This window comes from Stenotrophomonas sp. HMSC10F07, from assembly GCF_001807895.1.
Lineage (GTDB): Bacteria > Pseudomonadota > Gammaproteobacteria > Xanthomonadales > Xanthomonadaceae > Stenotrophomonas > Stenotrophomonas sepilia.
This window is the reverse complement of sequence record NZ_KV791446.1, coordinates 28,561-45,753: the sequence shown is the minus strand read 5'-3', so window position 1 is coordinate 45,753 and position 17,193 is coordinate 28,561. Positions and strand designations below refer to the sequence as shown.

Genomic DNA, 17,193 nt, shown 5'->3' with positions numbered 1-17,193 from the left:
ACGGGATGGCAGCTCCCGCACGCGGTTGATAAAAAGCATCAGCGTCACGAGGACGCGCGTCCGCGGAATGGATGCGATGCGGACTGGTGGGCAACGCGGGAGAGACCCGCGGCAGCCTGGAACCCTGGCTGCTGGCATGTGCTGACGAATCAGCGAACATGCGGGCAGCTTCGTGCGCAGGCCGCGTCGCGTCAGTTGGAAAACGGCATCCGGCCTAGCCCCGATTGATGGGCACGGGGAAAAGAAAAAGCCCCGCACGAGTGCAGGGCTGTCAGGAGGGTGCGATGGTGCTGGGTCAGTCGGCCTTGTCGCCCAGCACATGCTGCTTCCACAGGTCGAATGCCTGCTCGGGCGCAAGCTCGGCGAGGATGACGATGGGCTGGGCCTGCCTGGCGCGCAGCGAAGCGAAGTACGCTTTGCGGTCGGCGATGGCCTTGAGCTTGATGCCCTTGATGAACAGCAGTTTGCCGCCCTTGATGAACAGCACCTTGTTGCCGATGTCGCGGTTGAACGCGGCTCGCACCTTGCGTTCCGCGTGCATGGCGTCGGCCAGTTCATCGACCAGGAAGTCGAGCGTCATGTCGATGTAGTGAGGGTCTTCGCCCTCCTGGCCGAGGTCGATCGGCGCAGGCGGCAAACCCTTGGCGAAGGCTTCGGCCTGCGTCAGAAGCGCAGCCTTGCCCTTGAGCGCGAGGAGGAACGTCGAGCCGCCGTGGCCGTCGTTGCGGGCCTCGGCGATGGGAGTGCCGTCGAACACGACGGTGGCGCTGAAGCACATCGTTTCCTCGCTGGCGAAGTCGGCCACCTTGAGGTTCTTCAGCGTGATGCGGTCTTGCTCGGTGATGTTATCCATGGGAAGTCCTGAAATCGACCGGGTGGCGACATACCCCTGACGGGACGTGGCGGCCATCCCGTGGGTTGGAGAAAAAAAGCATCGATGCCCCGGTGGGCAGCGTTCGCCGGTGAGATGCCGAGGCGAACTGGTGGGTGGCACGGGTGGAACCCGCGGCAGCCTTGACACCCTGGCTGCGGGCTGCTGCCGATACATCGGCAATGCAGGAGGGAGAATGGCGCGGCCCGCAGGCTGCGTCGCTGATCAATCCGAAGCGGTCGAGCCCGTCTTGTGCAGGTACTGCACCAGGCGCTGGCCCAGCCATGCCATGCACGGGACAGCCATGGAGTTGCCGATTGCTTTGTAGCGCGGAGCATCCGCGGCGGACTTGCCACGGTACGGGATCAGCGTGTAGTCGTCGGGCATTCCTTGCAGCCGCTCGCACTCAACGGGCATCAGCCGCCGCACGTGCCAGTGCGGCGATTCGCCGGAACGAGGTTCGTTCCAGTCGTAGCGGAAATGCGCCTCGAAGTCGGGGGTCAGCACATGGGGCTTGTCCGCGCCGCCGCCGCTGGTGCGTAGTGCGGCCGCTACGTTGCCGCCCAGTTCCAAGGCCAGTCCTTCGGCGCGGCCACGCAACGCCGCGCTCAGCACCATGGGCCGGCCCTGGCCCGGCTTGCCGCCGCCCGTGGAAAGCGTTCCAGCAAGCTGGCCGTGACCAGATTCGAGCCGCAGTTCGCCACGGGAGTTTTGCGCGAAAGCGACGGCTGGCACCACACCCGCATTCGCGTGGCTGTTGCGGTGTCCACCAGCGCGCAGTGTCGGTGCTTGGTTCTCCATCGCATCCCCGCCGCAGCCCTGGGCAGTGAAGGCGATGATCGGAACACCCTTGCCGGTGCCGTCTTCGCTCCTGCCCTTGCCTCCATTGGCGGTGCTGAGCGTGTGGGTGATGTTGCCCGCGACGGACTGCGCGAGGAAGGTCTCGACCTCAAAGTCATTCTTCGGGCTGGGCGCGGCGGTCAGGCAGGCGGCCACGTCGATAGGACCTGCGGTGTTGCCACCGCCGAACCCGAACGTCATGGTGACCCTGCCATAGGGCTGCTTCAGTCCGCCGTAGCCGCCTGCTGCTGCAGTGCCATGTCCAGCAGTGCGGGAAGCGTCTTGCCACGGCGAGCAGCCCGGCGAAGAATCCCCGCGCAGGCCGTCGCGCTCAAAAAGTACTTCTGCGGGATCGAGGTCATCTCCACCACTTGCCACAAGAAACACGCGCTTGCGGCGTTGGGCGACACCGAAATATTGAGCGTCGAGCACGCGCCAGGCGATGCGGCGGTGGGGTCCAGACACACAACCAGCGTGCGCCCACCGATCCCCTGGCGGGTGGAGCGCGCGGCTTTCTCCGGCCAGTGCCCCCAGGAAATGCCCGAAGGCATTACTGCGGTCGTTGAGGACGCCCGGGACGTTTTCCCAGACGAGCGTGGCCGCCGGGCGGCGGTCTTGGTGGCGGGTTTGGTCGATGGCATTGGCAAGCTCCACATATGCGAGGGTCAAGGCACCGCGCGGGTCATCCAGCCCGCGCCGTGCACCGGCAACACTGAACGACTGGCACGGCGTGCCGCCGACCAGGATGTCGGGCGCAGGCACGGTGCCGGCGCGCACCTGGCGCGCGATCGCGGTCATGTCTCCCAGGTTGGGCACGAGGGGATAGCGGAGGGCGAGGACGGCGCTCGGGAACGGCTCGATTTCGGCGAACCACGCGGCTTCGAGGCCTAGGGGTTGCCAGGCGAGGCTCACGGCCTCGATGCCGCTGCACACGCTGCCGTACAGCAGTGGCGCGGCCTGGGGTGCACCGCGTGGGGTGCGAGGTTGCGGGTTCATGTCGGGTCTCCTGTTCGTGTGGCCCTGGACCATGTGGTCGGGCCGGGACGTTGATGGGCAGGAGAAAGGCGCCGAAGGCCGGGTGGCCTTCGGCTCGGGAGGACAGAACCACCCGTGGGCTGATTGGCAGGCCCGGTCGTCGCTAGAACCGTCTGCTGTCAGCAATCGCACCCGGCGCATGTCGTGGTTGGCGCCGGCATCTTCTGGCGCACATCCGCGCACAAAAGGAGCCCAGTTTTTCGCCGTTGGGCACGGCATCGAATACCGCTGACCGCGAAGGGTCTCCGGGTGGTTCGCAGGCTGGCAAGCCATCGGGGGACCCTTCGCGGAGGCGGAAAAATGCAGATCAGCAGAACGCGCCGGGAAACCCCGGACACGGTTCGCGGAGAAGCTACCTTCAGGTCCCGCGGCCGGGGACGGCCGGGCGGGACGCGCACACGGACAGGAGAAGGCGTTGCGCGCTGGGCGTCCCGCAGGGCGTGCGGGACATGGGCCACGCCGCCGATGGCGGGCACGGCTCTCGGGGGGGGCGGAGTCGGTCAGGAGCCCTTGCGGCCGCTACTGCGCGGGCGCGAGGCACCGCGTTTGGACGCGCCGCTCTCGATCGGCAGCGTGCCTTTGCAGTCGGGGTAGCGACTGCACGACCAGAAGGGGCCGGTCTTGCCGGTGCGCTGGCGCGTCGGTGCGCCGCACTGCGGGCAAGCAGGCCCCTGGGGAACCTTGACGGACAGCGAGGTGCTGCCGTACTGCGCGATCAGTTGCGAAATCCATGTGGCCTGCTTGCCGATGAACACGTCCAGGGTGAGTTGTCCGGCCTCGATCATGTCGAGCGCCTGTTCCCACACGGCGGTGGTTCCGGGGTCGGCAATCGCTGCGGGCACTGCGTCGATCAAGGTGAACGCTGCATCCGATGCGCGAATGGAGCGTCCTTTCTTCACGAGATAGCTCCGCGTCAGCAGGCCGGTGATGATGTTGGTGCGCGTTGCTTCGGTGCCGATGCCCGTCGTGTCCTTCAATTTCTGTTTCAGGCGCGGGTCGGTCACGAAGCGCGCCACGCCTTTCATCGACTTGACCAGTTCGCCCTGGGTGTAGGGCTTCGGAGGCAGCGTCTTGAGCGCCTTGACATCCGCCTCGGCCACTAGGCACGCCAGGCCCTCGCGCAGCGCGGGTAGTACCTGGCTGCGCGCGGTGGTTTCCCCGTCTTCGTCCGCTTGCGGCTCGGCCAGCACCAGGCGCCAACCCTGGGCGACCACCTGCTTTCCGGTGGCCACCAGGTTCTGCTGGCCGCAGGACAGCTTGGCGACCGTGCGGTCGAACTCGTGGTGAGGGAGGAACTGCGCAAGGTAGTGAGCCCGGATGAGCCGGTAAACGGCCAGCTCCTTCTCCCTCATCGCAGAGAGGTTCGCGGGTTCGAGCGTCGGGATGATGCCGTGGTGCGCCGTGACCTTGCCATCGTTCCAAGCGCGAGAGCGCTGCGAGCGGTCGAGCTGGCCCATGATCGGGCGCAGTGACGGGTCGGTCTTGAGCAGGCTGGCCAGAACAGTCGGCACCTCGGCGAACATGCTTTCGGGCAGGTAGCCGGAATCCGAGCGCGGGTACGTAGTGGCCTTGTGCGTCTCGTACAGGGCCTGGGCGATCTCCAGGGTCTCTTGAACATCCAGCCCAAGCTGCTTGGAACAAACCTCCTGCAAGGTGCCCAAGTCGAACAGCAACGGTGGGCCTTCGCGCACGCGCTCGGTTTCGACCGATACCACCTGGGCGCTGCCCGCAGCGCGGATCTGTTGCGCTGCCTGCTGGGCGATGGGCTGCTGCAGGCAGCGGCCGGCGTCGTCGGTGCAGCCATCGGGTGGAACCCACTGCGCGCTGAAAGCCTGCCCACCTGCGGACAGCGACACGTCGATGGCCCAGAACGGCACCGACTTGAAGGCCGCGATTTCGCGGTCGCGGTCCACGACCAGCTTCAAGGTCGGCGTCTGTACGCGCCCGACGGATAGCACGCCGTCGTAGCCTGCCTGCCGGCCCAGCACGGTGAACAACCGGCTGAGGTTCATGCCCACCAGCCAGTCGGCGCGTGAGCGCGCCAGTGCCGAGTAGTACATCGGCAGCGTGTCCGAAGACGGCCGCAACTTGCCGAGCGCGGTGCGGATCGACGCATCGTTGAGTGCCGACAACCACAGCCGTTCGATGGGGCCGCGGTAGCCGCACAGGTCGATGATCTCGCGGGCGATCAGCTCGCCCTCGCGGTCGGCATCGGTGGCGATGACCAGATGAGTCGCCTTCGCCAGAAGTGCTTTGACGACCTTGAATTGCGTGGCGGTCTTCGGTTTGACCTCGACCCGCCACTGTTGGGGAATGATGGGCAACTGCGCCAGCGACCAGCGCTTGAGCGCCGCGTCATAAACCTCGGGAGCTGCCGCTTCTACGAGATGGCCAATGCACCAGGTAACGGTGACGCCGGAGCCGCTGAGACAGCCTTCGCCGCGCTGCGTCGCGCCGAGGATTCGACCAATGTCTTTGCCTTGCGATGGCTTCTCGCACAAGAACAGCCGCATGTCCGTCCATCCGAATTCCGTGGTTCATTGAGTTGCTGGAATCGAGGATGCCGAGCATCACCACGGGCAGCAGCAAACAAGCCGCCTGCGGTGGCGACCACTTTCACGGGATGGAATGGCCGGGACGGAAGTGGCGTGCGGCCGGGGGGGTGCGGACCGGGAGCCGCGATTTTTTGGAGCGCGCGGACGCCGGTGGACGTTGATGGAGCTATCCCCTGGGGATAGCTCGCGAGGGCGTGGGACGACGGACGACTGCCGCCGCCCCATGCTGCATCACTTCCTGCGCTTCGGCTCCTTCGGCGCGGTCGGTTCCTGGGCGGCCTGGGAATTCGGCTGCGTGTTCTGCGCGGTCTCCTGCTGCCTAGGGCTGAGGGTCACGGACTCGATGCGGAACGGCAGGATGCCGACGCTGCGCGCGTTGATCTGCCAGGTCTCGCGCGGCTGATCCTCGTTGTCCGTCCAGGGGTCGCGCTCCATGCGGCCGACGACCAGCACACGCATGCCTTTCTGGTACAGGTCCTTCCAGTGCGCGGCGTCGCGGTGCCAGATTTCCACCGGCGCCCAGAAGCCGCCGCGATCCTCGAAGTCGCCGCCCTTGGTGGGGACGGGGTTGTCGAAATACACGTTCAGCCGCAGCAAGCGCCGCGGTTCGTCGTTGCCGTTGGGGAACTCCCGGTATTCGGGGGGCGAACCGATGTTGCCCTCGCCAGAAAAATGCGTACTCATGTTGCAATCTCCGTGGTGGTAGAAATACCCGCATCTGGTCGGCGGCGAGCGCGTGCTGGGTTGCCCGGCGCGATCACCGATCGCGCAGCGCGGGTGGGGTGGACTTGAGCCGGCGCAGGTAGGCGTCTTCCGCCGCGGCGGCCTTGCTGGCGCATTCCTGCGCCTGCCTGCCCAAGGTGTGCAACAGGCTGATCTGCATGTTCAGCGTGATGCGCTGAAGCTCGATCGCGTGCAGGTCGGCCAGCAGGTTGACCGGCGTGCTGGTGCTCGCCATCAGCTCTTGCCACAAGCCGACGCCCATGGCCGACCGGTCGTGCTTGCGCCAGCGAAGAAACGCCGTGCCTGCGCCAGTGGTCTGCGGGGCCAGTTCGATGGGGAGCAGGTGGAAGGGATGCCCAACGGCCTGTGGCAGCACCTGTCGCTGCGCCAAGCCAATCAACTCGTCGCGCGTGGCGAAGCACTGGCTGGCCCAGGCCTCCAAGTCCCCTTTACCTTTAAAAGGCTTTAAAAGGCCTTTTTGAGAGCCTGCGTGTTCCAGTCGCATGAAAGCGGTCTGTTGCAGGGGGCGGAAGTAGCGGGTGTCGCGGTTCGGGTCGCTCATGCCTGCTCGTCCTCGCCGGCCGTCGCTCCGGGTGCCTCGGTGGCGGCGGCTTCGTCACTGGCGGATGCTGTTGCGGCGGGAGCGTCACCGTGCTGCTGCAGGCCACGACGCACGATGGGCGGCGCGAACTTCGAGCGGCGCGTGCCTTCCAGCACGTCCTGCGGCAACTCGCCGAACTTGTCCAGCGCCGCCCGCGCTGCGGCATTCTTCGCGGCGAAGTCGTCGCGGGTGCAGCCCGAGTAACGGTACTGCTGGGCCAGGCTGAAAAGACTGCGCAGCGCATGGGCGCCTTCGTTGAGCCAGCGTTCGAGCGTCGAACGATCGATCAACGCCGTGTGGTGCGCGAGGATCAGCTTGCGGGCGATGTCGTCGTAGTCGGCCAGCAGGTACACGGCGGCAAAGCCGAGCTGCGCATTGACGAACAGCGGCAGCTTGACCGGCTGGACGTTGAGGTTCTCGCCCAGGGTGAGTGCCGACGGCACGCTCGCCAGGGCTTGGTCCACCTGTTCGCGCAGCGATTGCAGCGTGGCCTTGGTCTGGTCGAGCTTGTCCTCGATGCGGAGCATCCAGAAGTCGCTGTACGGGTCGTCCTGCTCCGAGCCGCGCCGCATCTTGTTCATCTGGGCGATGTAGCCGTTCAGGCCGACGATGCCCGGTCGACCCTCGGCGGCTGCGCGGCCACGCCAGATGCGCGAGGCGTGGTGCGTGTGCAGCGTCAACGACATCGCACTGCGCAAGGAGCCGAGATTCAGTTGCAGGGGTTCGTTGGTGGTTGCCATGGTGTCCGCTCGTTGTAGGAAAAGAGCGGACAGCTTCGGCAGGTGGCGGAAGGCAGTCAGTCAACAAACCGAAACCCGCTAGTCCCCGGTTCAGGGCGCGGCGGGTGAATGCGGCGTGAGCTATCCCCAGGGGATAGCCCCATGGAGCACAAAGGAACGCTGCGCGCCCGGCTCAGCCCGGACAAGGCCGATCCGCCGCAGGCGATCGGGGCCTGGCGTGCAGCGGTTCGACGTGTAGCCGTCAGTAGAACTATCCCCTGGGGATAGTTCTACTGGAAGCCACTGGCATCCACTTCACCGTCTTGCAGGCCCGCTCACTTGCTGGCGAGCAGGTTGCGCAGTCGCTCGATGTGCTGCTTAGCGACTTCTGGCGGCACCGGCTTGCCCTGCGGCTGGGATGATGGCGGTGCTGGTGGTGGCCCCTCATTCGGCGGAGCGTGTGCCGCTGGCGCGTCTTTCTTGGCCCGAGCGTTGAACTCGCCATGGATGGCCCGCTGGATGATGCCGAACAGATACCCCGCAGGATTGCGGATGCCATGGCTGCCGCATCGTGTAGCCCATTCGTCCAGCACGTCTTGCCTCAGCGCGGCATCGACTTGCTGCAATGCCACCCGCGCACCTGTCTGCTGCTCTGCCTTCAGTTCCGCGAACCGTTTGGGCCATTGCAGGTCGCCCAGCGCGCGCGCCTGCGCCTGCGCGGTAGTACGTACTTCATTAATACGACTACTACGTACTGTAGGGGCCTGCTTCGGATTCAGAAGAGAGGCGTCTGGCGCGGGTTTTGGCCCTGCTTCGAATTCCGAAGCAGGGTCATCACGATTCCGAAGAAGGCTCGTCGGCCCTTCTTCGGAATCGTGAGTGGCCTCCTCTTGTGGATAACTTTCGGTCGCCGTGATGCCCTGGCTGGCGAGGCGTTCGGCCAGGACCTGCAGCCGTGACGGCAGCGTGCGGCCGGATAGCAGCGGGTCTTCCGCGATTTCCTTGAGCGTGTTCAGGCCGACCATCTGGACGGCCTTGGCCGAGTGCCCGAGGGACTGGCTGACCAGCGCCAGGTAATCGGCGTCGAGCTGCATCGCTTCAAAGGGCGTCAGCGGCTCGTCGTGCAGGACATAGAGGTTGCCGAGGATGCGGCCGGTCTTGGGGTCGCGGCGGCGCCGCACCAGGCTCAACCATCGGGTGAGGCGCAGAAGCGTCAGGGCTCGCGCCACGGTTTCGTGCGAGGCTTGCCCGGCGCAGGGCATCGACGCCAGCCAGGGCCGAAGCTGTTCATACGTCGGGAACGCCGTCACGCCATCGTCGTTGAGCATCAGCCGGAAGACCTGCCAGGCGTTGCGCTCCAGCGGCGTCAGGCGGCGGTCGAGGAACAGCCGTCGCGGCACGGTCTCATGTCGGTTGCCGCTGAAGAGGAACGCATCGCCGGACGCGGCCGGTGTCGCAGGTGACGGCGCAGGTATAGGCCTGCGCGCGGAAGGGGGCGTGGGCGGGCTGGGCTTGGGCGCAAGGTCTTTCAGCGCTGCGTCGAACAGGTCAGCGAGTGCGACGCAGCCATGGCGTGGTGCGGTGTTGTCGTCCGCGGCCATGGCTCAACCCAGTCCCTGATCGACCCACGACTTGATCGCGGCCCAGACCACCGACAGCGGCAAATCCATGCCTTCGGCGAGGTCCATGGCTGCGTCGAGAATCGAGGTCTCGTCCTCCAAGTCCACATTCCTGCTGCTGGTGATGGCTTTCCAGCGCCGCCACAGTTCGACGTCCTGCTTCTCGTCCAAGACAGGGTGACGCCCCTTGCGCTTGGGCAGGCCCAGCACCTCACGGCGCAAAGCGACTTCTTGATGGGTCAGGCCATAGAAGCGGCTGACCATCTCCGTGCTGGCCCCCAGGCGCAACATGCGATCGACGGTCGCAATCTCCTTCTCCACGTCCTGCGCCTGCGAGAGCAGACGCCGGAGCACCTCACGGTTCACGGACACGGAACACCACGAGACATTGGCGTTGGCAAGCACGCTCACCATGGCGGGATGCTTGAGCGCATCCAGCTCGGCCTCGCTGAAGCCCATCGCCTTGCAGCGGCGCAGTTGGCCGTTGCGCAGGTCGTAGAGCGCCTGGGCGATCACGGCTTGATTGAGCGGGTGTGGGGCGGACATGCTGGTCTCCTTCCTTCATGCCCCAGGGCCTGCGGCACCGGACTCCAGGTCCAGCAGGCGCCGGGCCAGGCGCAGCAATCGGAACAGCTTGACCAGCGCGGTGTCGCTCAATCGCCGGTTCGCATCGCCCTGGCCGTGCAGCAGCGCCGGCAGCTCGGCGGCAAGCTGCTCGCCGTCCAGATCGGCATCGGTGAAGCTCTGGCCTGCCAGGCTCGCCAGCAATGCCAGCACGGCGCGACCCTGCGGTGATGGCGGCTGCGCGCTGGCATGGCATGCGAAGCCAACACCGTCCGCGCGTTCCTCGATGCACTGATCAAGGCCTGCCTCGCCCGCGATCTCGCGTGCGAACTGTGCGATGTGGATGCGCAGGCGGTCGGGCGTGTCCAGGCCCGCGTCGATGTGCCAGACGTCGGAAATCGGGTAGAGACCGCCTGCCTGGACGGGAATGGACTGCAAGACATTGGCCGAGAAATCGGGTAGCGCATCGCCCAGCTCGTCGGCGACCATCCGCTGAATGGATTGCAGCCGCTCCGTCGTCGGTGCGGGCGAAACGATGTGCCCCTGCAGCAGATCACCAGGAGCCGTCACGGAGCTTCCTGTGGGTGAGGCGTCCGTCCCCGAGCCGCTCTCGCGCTCGCGCGACCCAGGTGTGGCGGCCGGCGTCGGGGCCGATGGGGCCGGCGCGGCGGGCGCACGTGCCATGGCGCCCGGCTCAGGCAGCGCAGGCGGCGCCGATGGCGGGGTGGGATCGCTGACCAGGGCGCGATGGCGGCTTTCGGATTCGGTGAGGTCGAGCGCCAGCACGTCGTAGTCGATGCCGAGCAATTCGGACATCTGGCCGATCAGCTCGTCCTGCACGCGCTGGGGGGCGAACTCGTCGGCCTGCGTGTCGAACTGTGACAGCACCCCCTGAAAGAACTCGTCGAAGTCCTGCACCAGCGTGCGGCCCTTGGCGTAGCGCTCCCACGCGAGCATGCAGGCCTTGCGCATGACCGACAGTCGTTCGACCTGGTGGCGGCCGAGGCCGCCATAGAGCACGGCGGGGATCGCCGGCAGGAGGTAGCGCACCGCGTCGTTCATGCGGCTGATGTGCGACTGCTGGACCGGGAAGCCATCGGCGGCCAGGCGGCGGGCCAGTTCGGACTGGCTCAGGGCGGCGCCGCTTTCCTGCTCGTAGAACTCGCGCGCCTTCTCGACGCCGAGGGCGCGCTCGATGAACGTGAGCCCCCCGCGCAGTTCGTTCTCGGCCAGGTGGCCGGTCAGCATCACGACTTCGCCGCGGCTGGGCCAGGGCCGGAACAGGCACGATATGCGGAAGAACCGCTCGTCCTTGGTCTCCGACCACAGTTCGCGCAGTATCGCCAGGCGTGTGTTGCCGCCGTTGCGGATGATGTAGTGGTCCTCGCCCGGGCGCCGGGTGATGGCCGGCCCCGCGTCCAGGCCGCGCTCGCGGATGGACGCCTTGATGTCCTCGTAAGCCGGGTTGCGCTTCTTTCTGGGATCGTGGTCGTAGGGGCGCAACTGGTCCAGGGTCACGACCATGGGCGTGTCGGCGATCGGGTCGCTCAAGGCCGAGGTGGACGGGCCGCTGCGCTCGAACCCGGCCGCGAGTAGCTTGCCAGCCATCTGCTGGGAGGTCATCTCAGCCATGGCGGCCTCCCTGCGCCGGGGTCCGGACCTCGCGCTCGGCGCGGCGGATCTGCGCCCGGGCATTGAGGGCCGCACGGTGGTCGCTGGCGGTCGAACCGGTGTAGATCGCAGCGCAGCCGGCCTTGGTGAATTTCAAGTGCCCGCCAAGTGTGCGCTTGACGTGCCAGCCTTCGCCGACGGCGAACTCGATCAGGGCGCGCAGCCGTTTGTGCCCTCGGGCCAGTTCATGTGCGTTCGCCATGGGGCCTCCCGGTATCAAGAGGGACTGACGAACGGCCGGACACCGCGGCAAATCGGTGTTGCCACTGCGGGAACAGCTCGCCGGCGAGGCCGCGCATGGTATCGAGCGCGGCGGGTGCGACTCTGCCCGGTGGCTGGCGGTATTCGACCCGATGCACTGGCAGGCCGCGCGTCGCGGCGCGCGGATAGGCTTCGATGGCCGGCACGTCGGTGGCTAGCACGCGGATGCCGGTGTGGTCCTGGAACAGGTTGCGCAGGGCCTGTTGGATCAGCCGGGCGTTCGCCGACACCGGGTGGACCCGGTTGATGAGCAGATGCAGCGGCGGTGGCTCGATGCCCAGGTGCCGGTACGGCGCGATGTCCTCCAGCAACTGTATGGTGCCGCGCCGCAGCTCTCGGGCGGCGAGGATTTCCGGGGTCACCGGCGACAGCGCGAGATCGGAGGCGAGCACCGCCATTTCCAGCGTCACCGAACGCGCGCCCTGGGTGTCGATCAGCACCAAGTCGTAGAGGGGAGCCAGTGCCGGCAGCAGGTGCCGCAAGCGCAGGCGTCCGTCCGGAGCATGCAGCAACAAGGTGTTTAGCTCGCCCCGGTGATCGTTGGAGAGCGCCAGGTCCAGGCCGGTGATGATCGTGTGAGACACGAGCTGACCGAGGTCAAGCTCGTTGAATGCCAGCAATTCATAGATGCCGCCAGGCGCGCGGTGGGCCAGCTCGTAGTACGAGGACAAGGTAGGCTGCACGTCGAGATCGAGCAGCAGCACGCGCAACCCCGCGTCGGCGACGAACCCGCCCAGGTTTGCGGCCGTGGTGGTCTTGCCGACGCCACCTTTGGTTGAAATGATGGATACGACCTGCATGGCGTTCTCCGTGTGAGGATGGATAGTCCGCGGGAGAACGGGTCAGGCCCGGTTGTGGACGCGCTCTGCGATCCACTCATCGATCTCGATGGAGTCCCAGCCGACGGCGCGCACGCCCAGACGCAGCGCCTTGGGGAACTTGCCGGCGCGCATCAGGTTGTAGAGGTGGGCGCGCTTGAAGCCTGATTTCGCTTCGACTTCTTCCAGGCGCAGGATGCGGCGCTCGTTCGGTGGCAGTACAGGTGTTTGCGACATGTCGGTCACTCCTAAACGCTCAGTGGCGTTTGTGGGCGTGACCTCTATTCAATAGACCTGGCTGCGGAAAGACATTGCAAATGCAATCTCCGCGACTGCACATACAAGCTGGAACATCTCAGAAGGTGGCGCTATGCAGCCGGCGCCTGGCTGTGGCGAACTTGCCGTTCAATGTCCGCTCGGCGATTCCCATGACGCCGCGGTGATGGGCGACCAGTGCGCTGACTACGGCCTCCTGCGTCTTGAAGCTGGAGTACGGCGCGCCCGAGGGCGACTGGCCGAGCATCAGTTCCAGCATGCTCCCGATGATGTTCAAGTAGGTGGCCTCGGCCCGATTGCTGATCGGGCACTGCGCGGAGGCGGAAAGCACCGTGGACTGCTTGAGCAGTGCGTCATGCCTGTCCTGCAACTCGCGGAGTTGGCGCTTGGACTGTTCTAAGGCGGATTTCAGGGCGAGCTGTTCAACCAGCATGGCTTGCCCGGTCTCCAGCGAAATGAAGGGATGGGTGATGCGCTCGCTGCGGGAGAAGAGAAAGCCCGGTCGCTGTTCGGGGTACTGCTGACGCATCCAGCGTTTCAGATCAACATGGCGGACGGTGAGGTCGGGAGAGTCGATCAGTTCGGCGTCGCGCGTTGTGATGCCGTCCCGCCCGAAGGGCAGTTCCCCATTGAGGATGCCGTCATAGATGCGTTCGGTGCACAGCCGCAGTTCGCCCCAGCGCGGGCAGTTCAGCGAAAGAGGTAGGTTTCGAGGGGATGAAATGGAAGCTAGGATAGCGTGCTCGTACCGGAGCAGCCCGGCCCAGCGGATGGACGCCTCGATCGAGCGATAGAACACCTTCGATGTGGGTGCATCAACCTTGTTCTCGTTCATGCTCCGTCTCCTTCTAGGAGAAGAACTACATGGCCGACTCCTTTGCCGCCAACCCGACGGTCAGCGAGTTGTCTGAGAAGAAAGCGAACCCCAAGGCCGCTTCGTCATGGGGCTTGATTACGGCGCTACCGGCAGGCAGCGTGCGCTCGTATGTAAGAGTTCATCAACTAAAGGTGAAGCATCTGGCCGCGGGCCGGACAGTGCGCTCACGCTATTAGGGTCGTCAGAAGTTGCGGCTTCCGCAAAACCATCTAGGTATGCCCTGATATGCCAGCGGTCTCAGAGGCGCGAAGGGGGATATTATTGGAATCCCAACGTCCAGCCAGACGCAGCGAACTCGCGCCTGTCATACTTATGCCAGCATCCTGAAATACCAATAAAGAATTGCGTGCCTAGCGCTATGAAAAGATATGCGCTCTTTCAAGTTGGCCTGCACATGGGCGGGCGCCTCAATGTGCGGCGTGCCTTTCCGCGAGGGCACCCGGACCGCGAAGACATCGCAACCCTGCCTAGTCTGCATCGCGGCGGAGACCCTGGAGCAGAGAATGGGGAATAGATAGCGAGGTCGAGTCCATGTGCGTGTTATGCCGGGGGCGTGCGGCTGGCGCGCTGTGTGTGGTCCTTGGACGTTGGTGGATTTCTTTGGACGAACTTGTTGCCGGGGACGAAAAACAAGGCTACAATTGAGGTCTTCGCTGGCCACCTCGGCGAAGAAAGTGTTCGGGAAACAACGACTTATGCGCTTAGTGCATGTCTCGTTTCCCGCTCCAGATTCAAGAAGAACGCTCCCGACAGGGGGCGTTTTTCGTTTGACTGGCGCCTGCTTCATCCCCACTTCACCGCCACTCCTTGGCCTCGCCACGCGCCAGTTGGAAGCTGCATCTGTGTTCCTCCAGAACGATGCAGCCATGCCCCAAACTCCTTCCGCCTACGACCATGATGTGGTCATCGTCGGCGCCAGTTTTGCCGGTGCCGCCTGCGCACTGGCTGCTGCCCAGTACGGCCTGCGCGTCTGCGTGCTGGAACGCAAGGCTGCCCCCGGCGAGCGCCTGCACACCACCGGCATCGTGGTGAAAGAGGCGATGGAGCAGACCTGGCTGGGGCGCATGCCCGAACATCTCGTGCAACGCGTCGCAAACGTGCGCCTGTATGCGCCGAACCTGCGCAGCGTGTTGCTGGCCGCGCCGGGCTATTACTTCCTCACCACCGATACGCCGAACCTGATGCGCTGGCTGGCCAGCGAGCTGCGCGCGAACGGTGTCGACCTGCGCCTGCAGCAGTCTTTCACCGATGCCCATCGCAGCGGTGATGGCTGGCTGGTGGATGGGGCAGGGCGATGTGCCTATCTGGTTGGCGCTGATGGCGCACGCTCACGCGTGGCACAGCGCACCGGGCTCGGCCAAGTGCGTGACAACCTCTACGGCGTGCTTGCAGGTCGCGCAGGGCGACGCGCTGCATTGCTTCGTCAGCAAGCGCTACGCGCCGGGTTACATCGGCTGGGTCGCCCAGAATCCGACCGGCCTGCAGGTCGGGCTGGCCCTGCGTCATGATCCGCGACAGGCGCGGCCGCCGGATATTGATGGTTTCCTTGAGCATGTGCGCGATGTGGTCGGCATCCCGCCATTTGCGCGTCCCTCGGCCACCCGTGCTGGCCTGGTGCCCTGCGGCCGACCGGATGGGCCGATCACCTGCCAACGCGTGATCCTGACCGGCGACGCGGCGGGCATCGTCTCGCCGCTGTCCGCCGGGGGCATTCACTCCTCGTGGCGGCACGGCTGGGCGGTCGGCGAGGCGATGGCCCGCCATCTACGTGGGCAAGGGCCGGAAGCGGAACGGGTGGCGCGGCAGGTGGCTCCGGCGTTCCATGGAAAGCGCCTGCTGCGCTGGGCGATGGATCATCTGCAGGCCGATTGGCCGTTCAATGCACTGCTGCACACGGCGGCCACGCGGCGCATTGCCGAGCAGGTCTACTTCCACCGCCGTGGCCTGCGCACGTGACGCGCGCTTTACCAATGTAATTCCAGAATTCTGTATTTATATAGCTGAATGCGCAAATAAAACACAAAATACGGGAGTTAAATCAATTGAATGGAGTTGGGTTTAATTCTATAATTTTGGGTGCTAAACGGCATAAATAGGGATTCATGCACGCTATGTTGGATTTAAGCTTCAGCAAGCCCAGCGAGGTCGTCAAGCGACTCTGTGGGCGCTTGCGTACAGAACGCATGGCGTTGGGCATGACACAGTCGGATCTGGCCGGGCGTGCCGGCATTGGTACCAACACCGTGTCCAACCTGGAGGCCGGGCGCAATGTCGGCTTCGAGGCGGTGGTCCGCGTGGCGATGGTCCTTGGTCGGATCAACGAGCTCGAAGGCCTGTTCCAGCCAAAGCTGGACAGCATCGAAGACATTCGGCGCTACGAAGAGGCTGCGAACCGCCTCCGGACGAAGAGGAAGCCCCGTAATGCCTGAACAGGTGAAGGTCTTCTACGAAGGGTGGGGAGAGCGATGGCACTGGGGAACGCTGATCTCCAGCCTCGCCCTGACCGGCCGCCCGCTGATCGCGTTCGAGTACAGCAACGAGGCCCGGCGAAGGGGGCTGGAACTGTCTTCGTACAAGCTGCCGCTGGCCGGCCCTCCGTTGCGGCGGGATTTTCCGGACCATCAACTGCAACTGCCCGGACCTGTGTATGACGCGTTGCCAGACGGCTGGGGCATGCTGCTGATGGACCGCATGTTCAGGCGCCGCGGAATCAACCCAGCGCGCATTGGCCCGCTCCAGCGGCTGGCCTATATCGGTGGCAACGCGATGGGGGCCATGACGTTTGAGCCCGTGGCGCCCGAAGGTGAGGCGCCGCAGGTCCATATACCGCTTGAGCAGCTTTCCGCGGAAGTGCAGGAGGTGCTCCACGGAGAGGGAGGTGAATTCCTGCAGACCTTGCTGCTGGTGGGTGGTTCGCCCCAAGGTGCAAGGCCCAAGGCCCTGGTCTATCGCGATCCGCGATCGGGCGCGTTCACCACGGCTGTCACGCCCGGCTTCGAAGCCTGGTTGATCAAGTTCCCGGCCAGAGAAGAGCATGCCGAGGTGTGCGCCATCGAAATGGTCTACGCCGAGTGCCTGCGCAGGTGTGGCATCGAGACCCCGGACACGCAGTACTTCAGCCTGCCCAACGGGCTGGCCGCGTTCGCCAGCAAGCGCTTTGATCGCCACGATGGGTTGCGTGTGCCGATGCAGAGTCTTGCTGCATTCACGGGCGCCAACTACCAGACGGCGGGGTCGTTGGACTATGTCAACTTCCTGCGCGCGACCCGGTTGTGCACCAATGACGTGCGGCAAATGGCCGTGGCCTTCGAACGTGCGGTCTTCAACGTTGCGTTCAACAACCGGGACGATCATCCGAAGAACTTTGCCTACATCATGTCGCCGGATGGGCAATGGCGCTTGGCTCCGGCCTACGACGTGACCTTCTGCGAAGGACCCAACGGATATCACCAGATGGACGTCATGGGGGAGGCACTGGAGATTTCCCGTGCTGACCTGCTTCGCCTTGCCGAAGAGGCAGAAGTGCAGCACGGGGACGCCAGTCTGGCGATTGGCCGCATTTGCGACGTGGCCAGCCAGTTCACGGAAATCGCCAACAGCATGTACTCAAACGTTATTGCTCAAGACACCTTGATCATGATCCAGGGGCGCATCAACGAGAACGTAGCTCTGTTGCGGGAAGTCCGGCGTGGCCTGCGGACCCGAGGGCCAAGTCCAAGGGCCTGAACGCCGCCCCACAATGCGGCCGAAAATTCCTGTTGAC

Annotated in this window: 16 protein-coding genes and 1 pseudogene; 4 read left to right on the top strand and 13 right to left on the bottom strand. The window is 65.2% G+C overall.

The features are described 5' to 3' along the window. Positions 1 to 295: 295 nt before the first annotated feature. From HMPREF3114_RS18060 to HMPREF3114_RS18000, 13 genes are all read right to left on the bottom strand, one after another. Positions 296 to 853, bottom strand: coding sequence for a hypothetical protein (locus tag HMPREF3114_RS18060; protein WP_070490218.1), 558 nt, complete (start codon positions 851 to 853; stop codon positions 296 to 298). 243 nt (positions 854 to 1,096) lie between these two features. Next, entirely contained in the window at positions 1,097 to 2,707 is a 1,611-nt protein-coding gene (locus tag HMPREF3114_RS18055; protein WP_070490217.1) for a DNA cytosine methyltransferase, read from the bottom strand. Between the two features lie 539 nt (positions 2,708 to 3,246). Continuing rightward, positions 3,247 to 5,259, bottom strand: a complete 2,013-nt coding sequence (locus tag HMPREF3114_RS18050; protein WP_070490215.1) for a DNA topoisomerase III — start codon at positions 5,257 to 5,259, stop codon at positions 3,247 to 3,249. A gap of 273 nt (positions 5,260 to 5,532) precedes the next feature. Further along, positions 5,533 to 5,985: a single-stranded DNA-binding protein gene (locus HMPREF3114_RS18045; protein ID WP_070490213.1), complete on the bottom strand. Its 453-nt coding sequence runs from the start codon at positions 5,983 to 5,985 to the stop codon at positions 5,533 to 5,535. A 73-nt stretch (positions 5,986 to 6,058) separates the two neighbouring features. Beyond that, on the bottom strand, positions 6,059 to 6,586 hold the full coding sequence (locus HMPREF3114_RS18040) for a DUF3158 family protein (RefSeq protein WP_070490210.1): 528 nt from the start codon (positions 6,584 to 6,586) through the stop codon (positions 6,059 to 6,061). Continuing rightward, positions 6,583 to 7,365, bottom strand: a complete 783-nt coding sequence (locus tag HMPREF3114_RS18035; RefSeq protein ID WP_070490208.1) for a PFL_4669 family integrating conjugative element protein — start codon at positions 7,363 to 7,365, stop codon at positions 6,583 to 6,585. Before HMPREF3114_RS18035 ends, HMPREF3114_RS18040 begins: the two co-directional genes overlap by 4 nt. A gap of 314 nt (positions 7,366 to 7,679) precedes the next feature. After that, positions 7,680 to 8,945, bottom strand: coding sequence for an STY4528 family pathogenicity island replication protein (locus tag HMPREF3114_RS18030; RefSeq protein WP_070490206.1), 1,266 nt, complete (start codon positions 8,943 to 8,945; stop codon positions 7,680 to 7,682). Between the two features lie 3 nt (positions 8,946 to 8,948). Continuing rightward, a complete protein-coding gene (locus tag HMPREF3114_RS18025) occupies positions 8,949 to 9,509 on the bottom strand; it encodes a DUF2857 domain-containing protein (RefSeq protein ID WP_021205172.1) in 561 nt (186 codons plus the stop codon). A gap of 15 nt (positions 9,510 to 9,524) precedes the next feature. After that, complete coding sequence (locus tag HMPREF3114_RS18020) at positions 9,525 to 11,159, bottom strand: ParB family protein (RefSeq protein ID WP_070490204.1); 1,635 nt, start codon at positions 11,157 to 11,159, stop codon at positions 9,525 to 9,527. Beyond that, positions 11,152 to 11,400, bottom strand: a complete 249-nt coding sequence (locus tag HMPREF3114_RS18015) for a hypothetical protein (protein ID WP_070490202.1) — start codon at positions 11,398 to 11,400, stop codon at positions 11,152 to 11,154. Before HMPREF3114_RS18015 ends, HMPREF3114_RS18020 begins: the two co-directional genes overlap by 8 nt. Further along, a complete protein-coding gene (locus HMPREF3114_RS18010) occupies positions 11,384 to 12,259 on the bottom strand; it encodes a ParA family protein (RefSeq protein ID WP_070490200.1) in 876 nt (291 codons plus the stop codon). The genes HMPREF3114_RS18015 and HMPREF3114_RS18010 overlap by 17 nt, the downstream gene beginning before the upstream one ends. A gap of 42 nt (positions 12,260 to 12,301) precedes the next feature. After that, on the bottom strand, positions 12,302 to 12,514 hold the full coding sequence (locus HMPREF3114_RS18005) for an AlpA family transcriptional regulator (RefSeq protein ID WP_070490362.1): 213 nt from the start codon (positions 12,512 to 12,514) through the stop codon (positions 12,302 to 12,304). Between the two features lie 118 nt (positions 12,515 to 12,632). Next, positions 12,633 to 13,388: a hypothetical protein gene (locus HMPREF3114_RS18000; protein ID WP_070490198.1), complete on the bottom strand. Its 756-nt coding sequence runs from the start codon at positions 13,386 to 13,388 to the stop codon at positions 12,633 to 12,635. Positions 13,389 to 13,417: 29 nt separating this feature from the next. Here HMPREF3114_RS18000 and HMPREF3114_RS21105 point away from each other — a divergent pair, with 29 nt between their 5' ends. The 4 genes and pseudogenes from HMPREF3114_RS21105 to HMPREF3114_RS17985 all read left to right on the top strand — a co-directional run bounded on the left by HMPREF3114_RS21105 (position 13,418) and on the right by HMPREF3114_RS17985 (position 17,156). Then, positions 13,418 to 13,606: a hypothetical protein gene (locus HMPREF3114_RS21105; RefSeq protein ID WP_141750845.1), complete on the top strand. Its 189-nt coding sequence runs from the start codon at positions 13,418 to 13,420 to the stop codon at positions 13,604 to 13,606. A 690-nt stretch (positions 13,607 to 14,296) separates the two neighbouring features. Beyond that, positions 14,297 to 15,386: pseudogene (locus HMPREF3114_RS21600) on the top strand (NAD(P)/FAD-dependent oxidoreductase). A 146-nt stretch (positions 15,387 to 15,532) separates the two neighbouring features. Beyond that, a complete protein-coding gene (locus HMPREF3114_RS17990; RefSeq protein WP_229766071.1) occupies positions 15,533 to 15,859 on the top strand; it encodes a helix-turn-helix domain-containing protein in 327 nt (108 codons plus the stop codon). Continuing rightward, positions 15,852 to 17,156 (top strand): type II toxin-antitoxin system HipA family toxin, encoded by a 1,305-nt coding sequence (locus HMPREF3114_RS17985; protein WP_070490195.1) that lies wholly within the window; start codon positions 15,852 to 15,854, stop codon positions 17,154 to 17,156. The genes HMPREF3114_RS17990 and HMPREF3114_RS17985 overlap by 8 nt, the downstream gene beginning before the upstream one ends. The last annotated feature ends 37 nt before the right edge of the window (positions 17,157 to 17,193 follow it).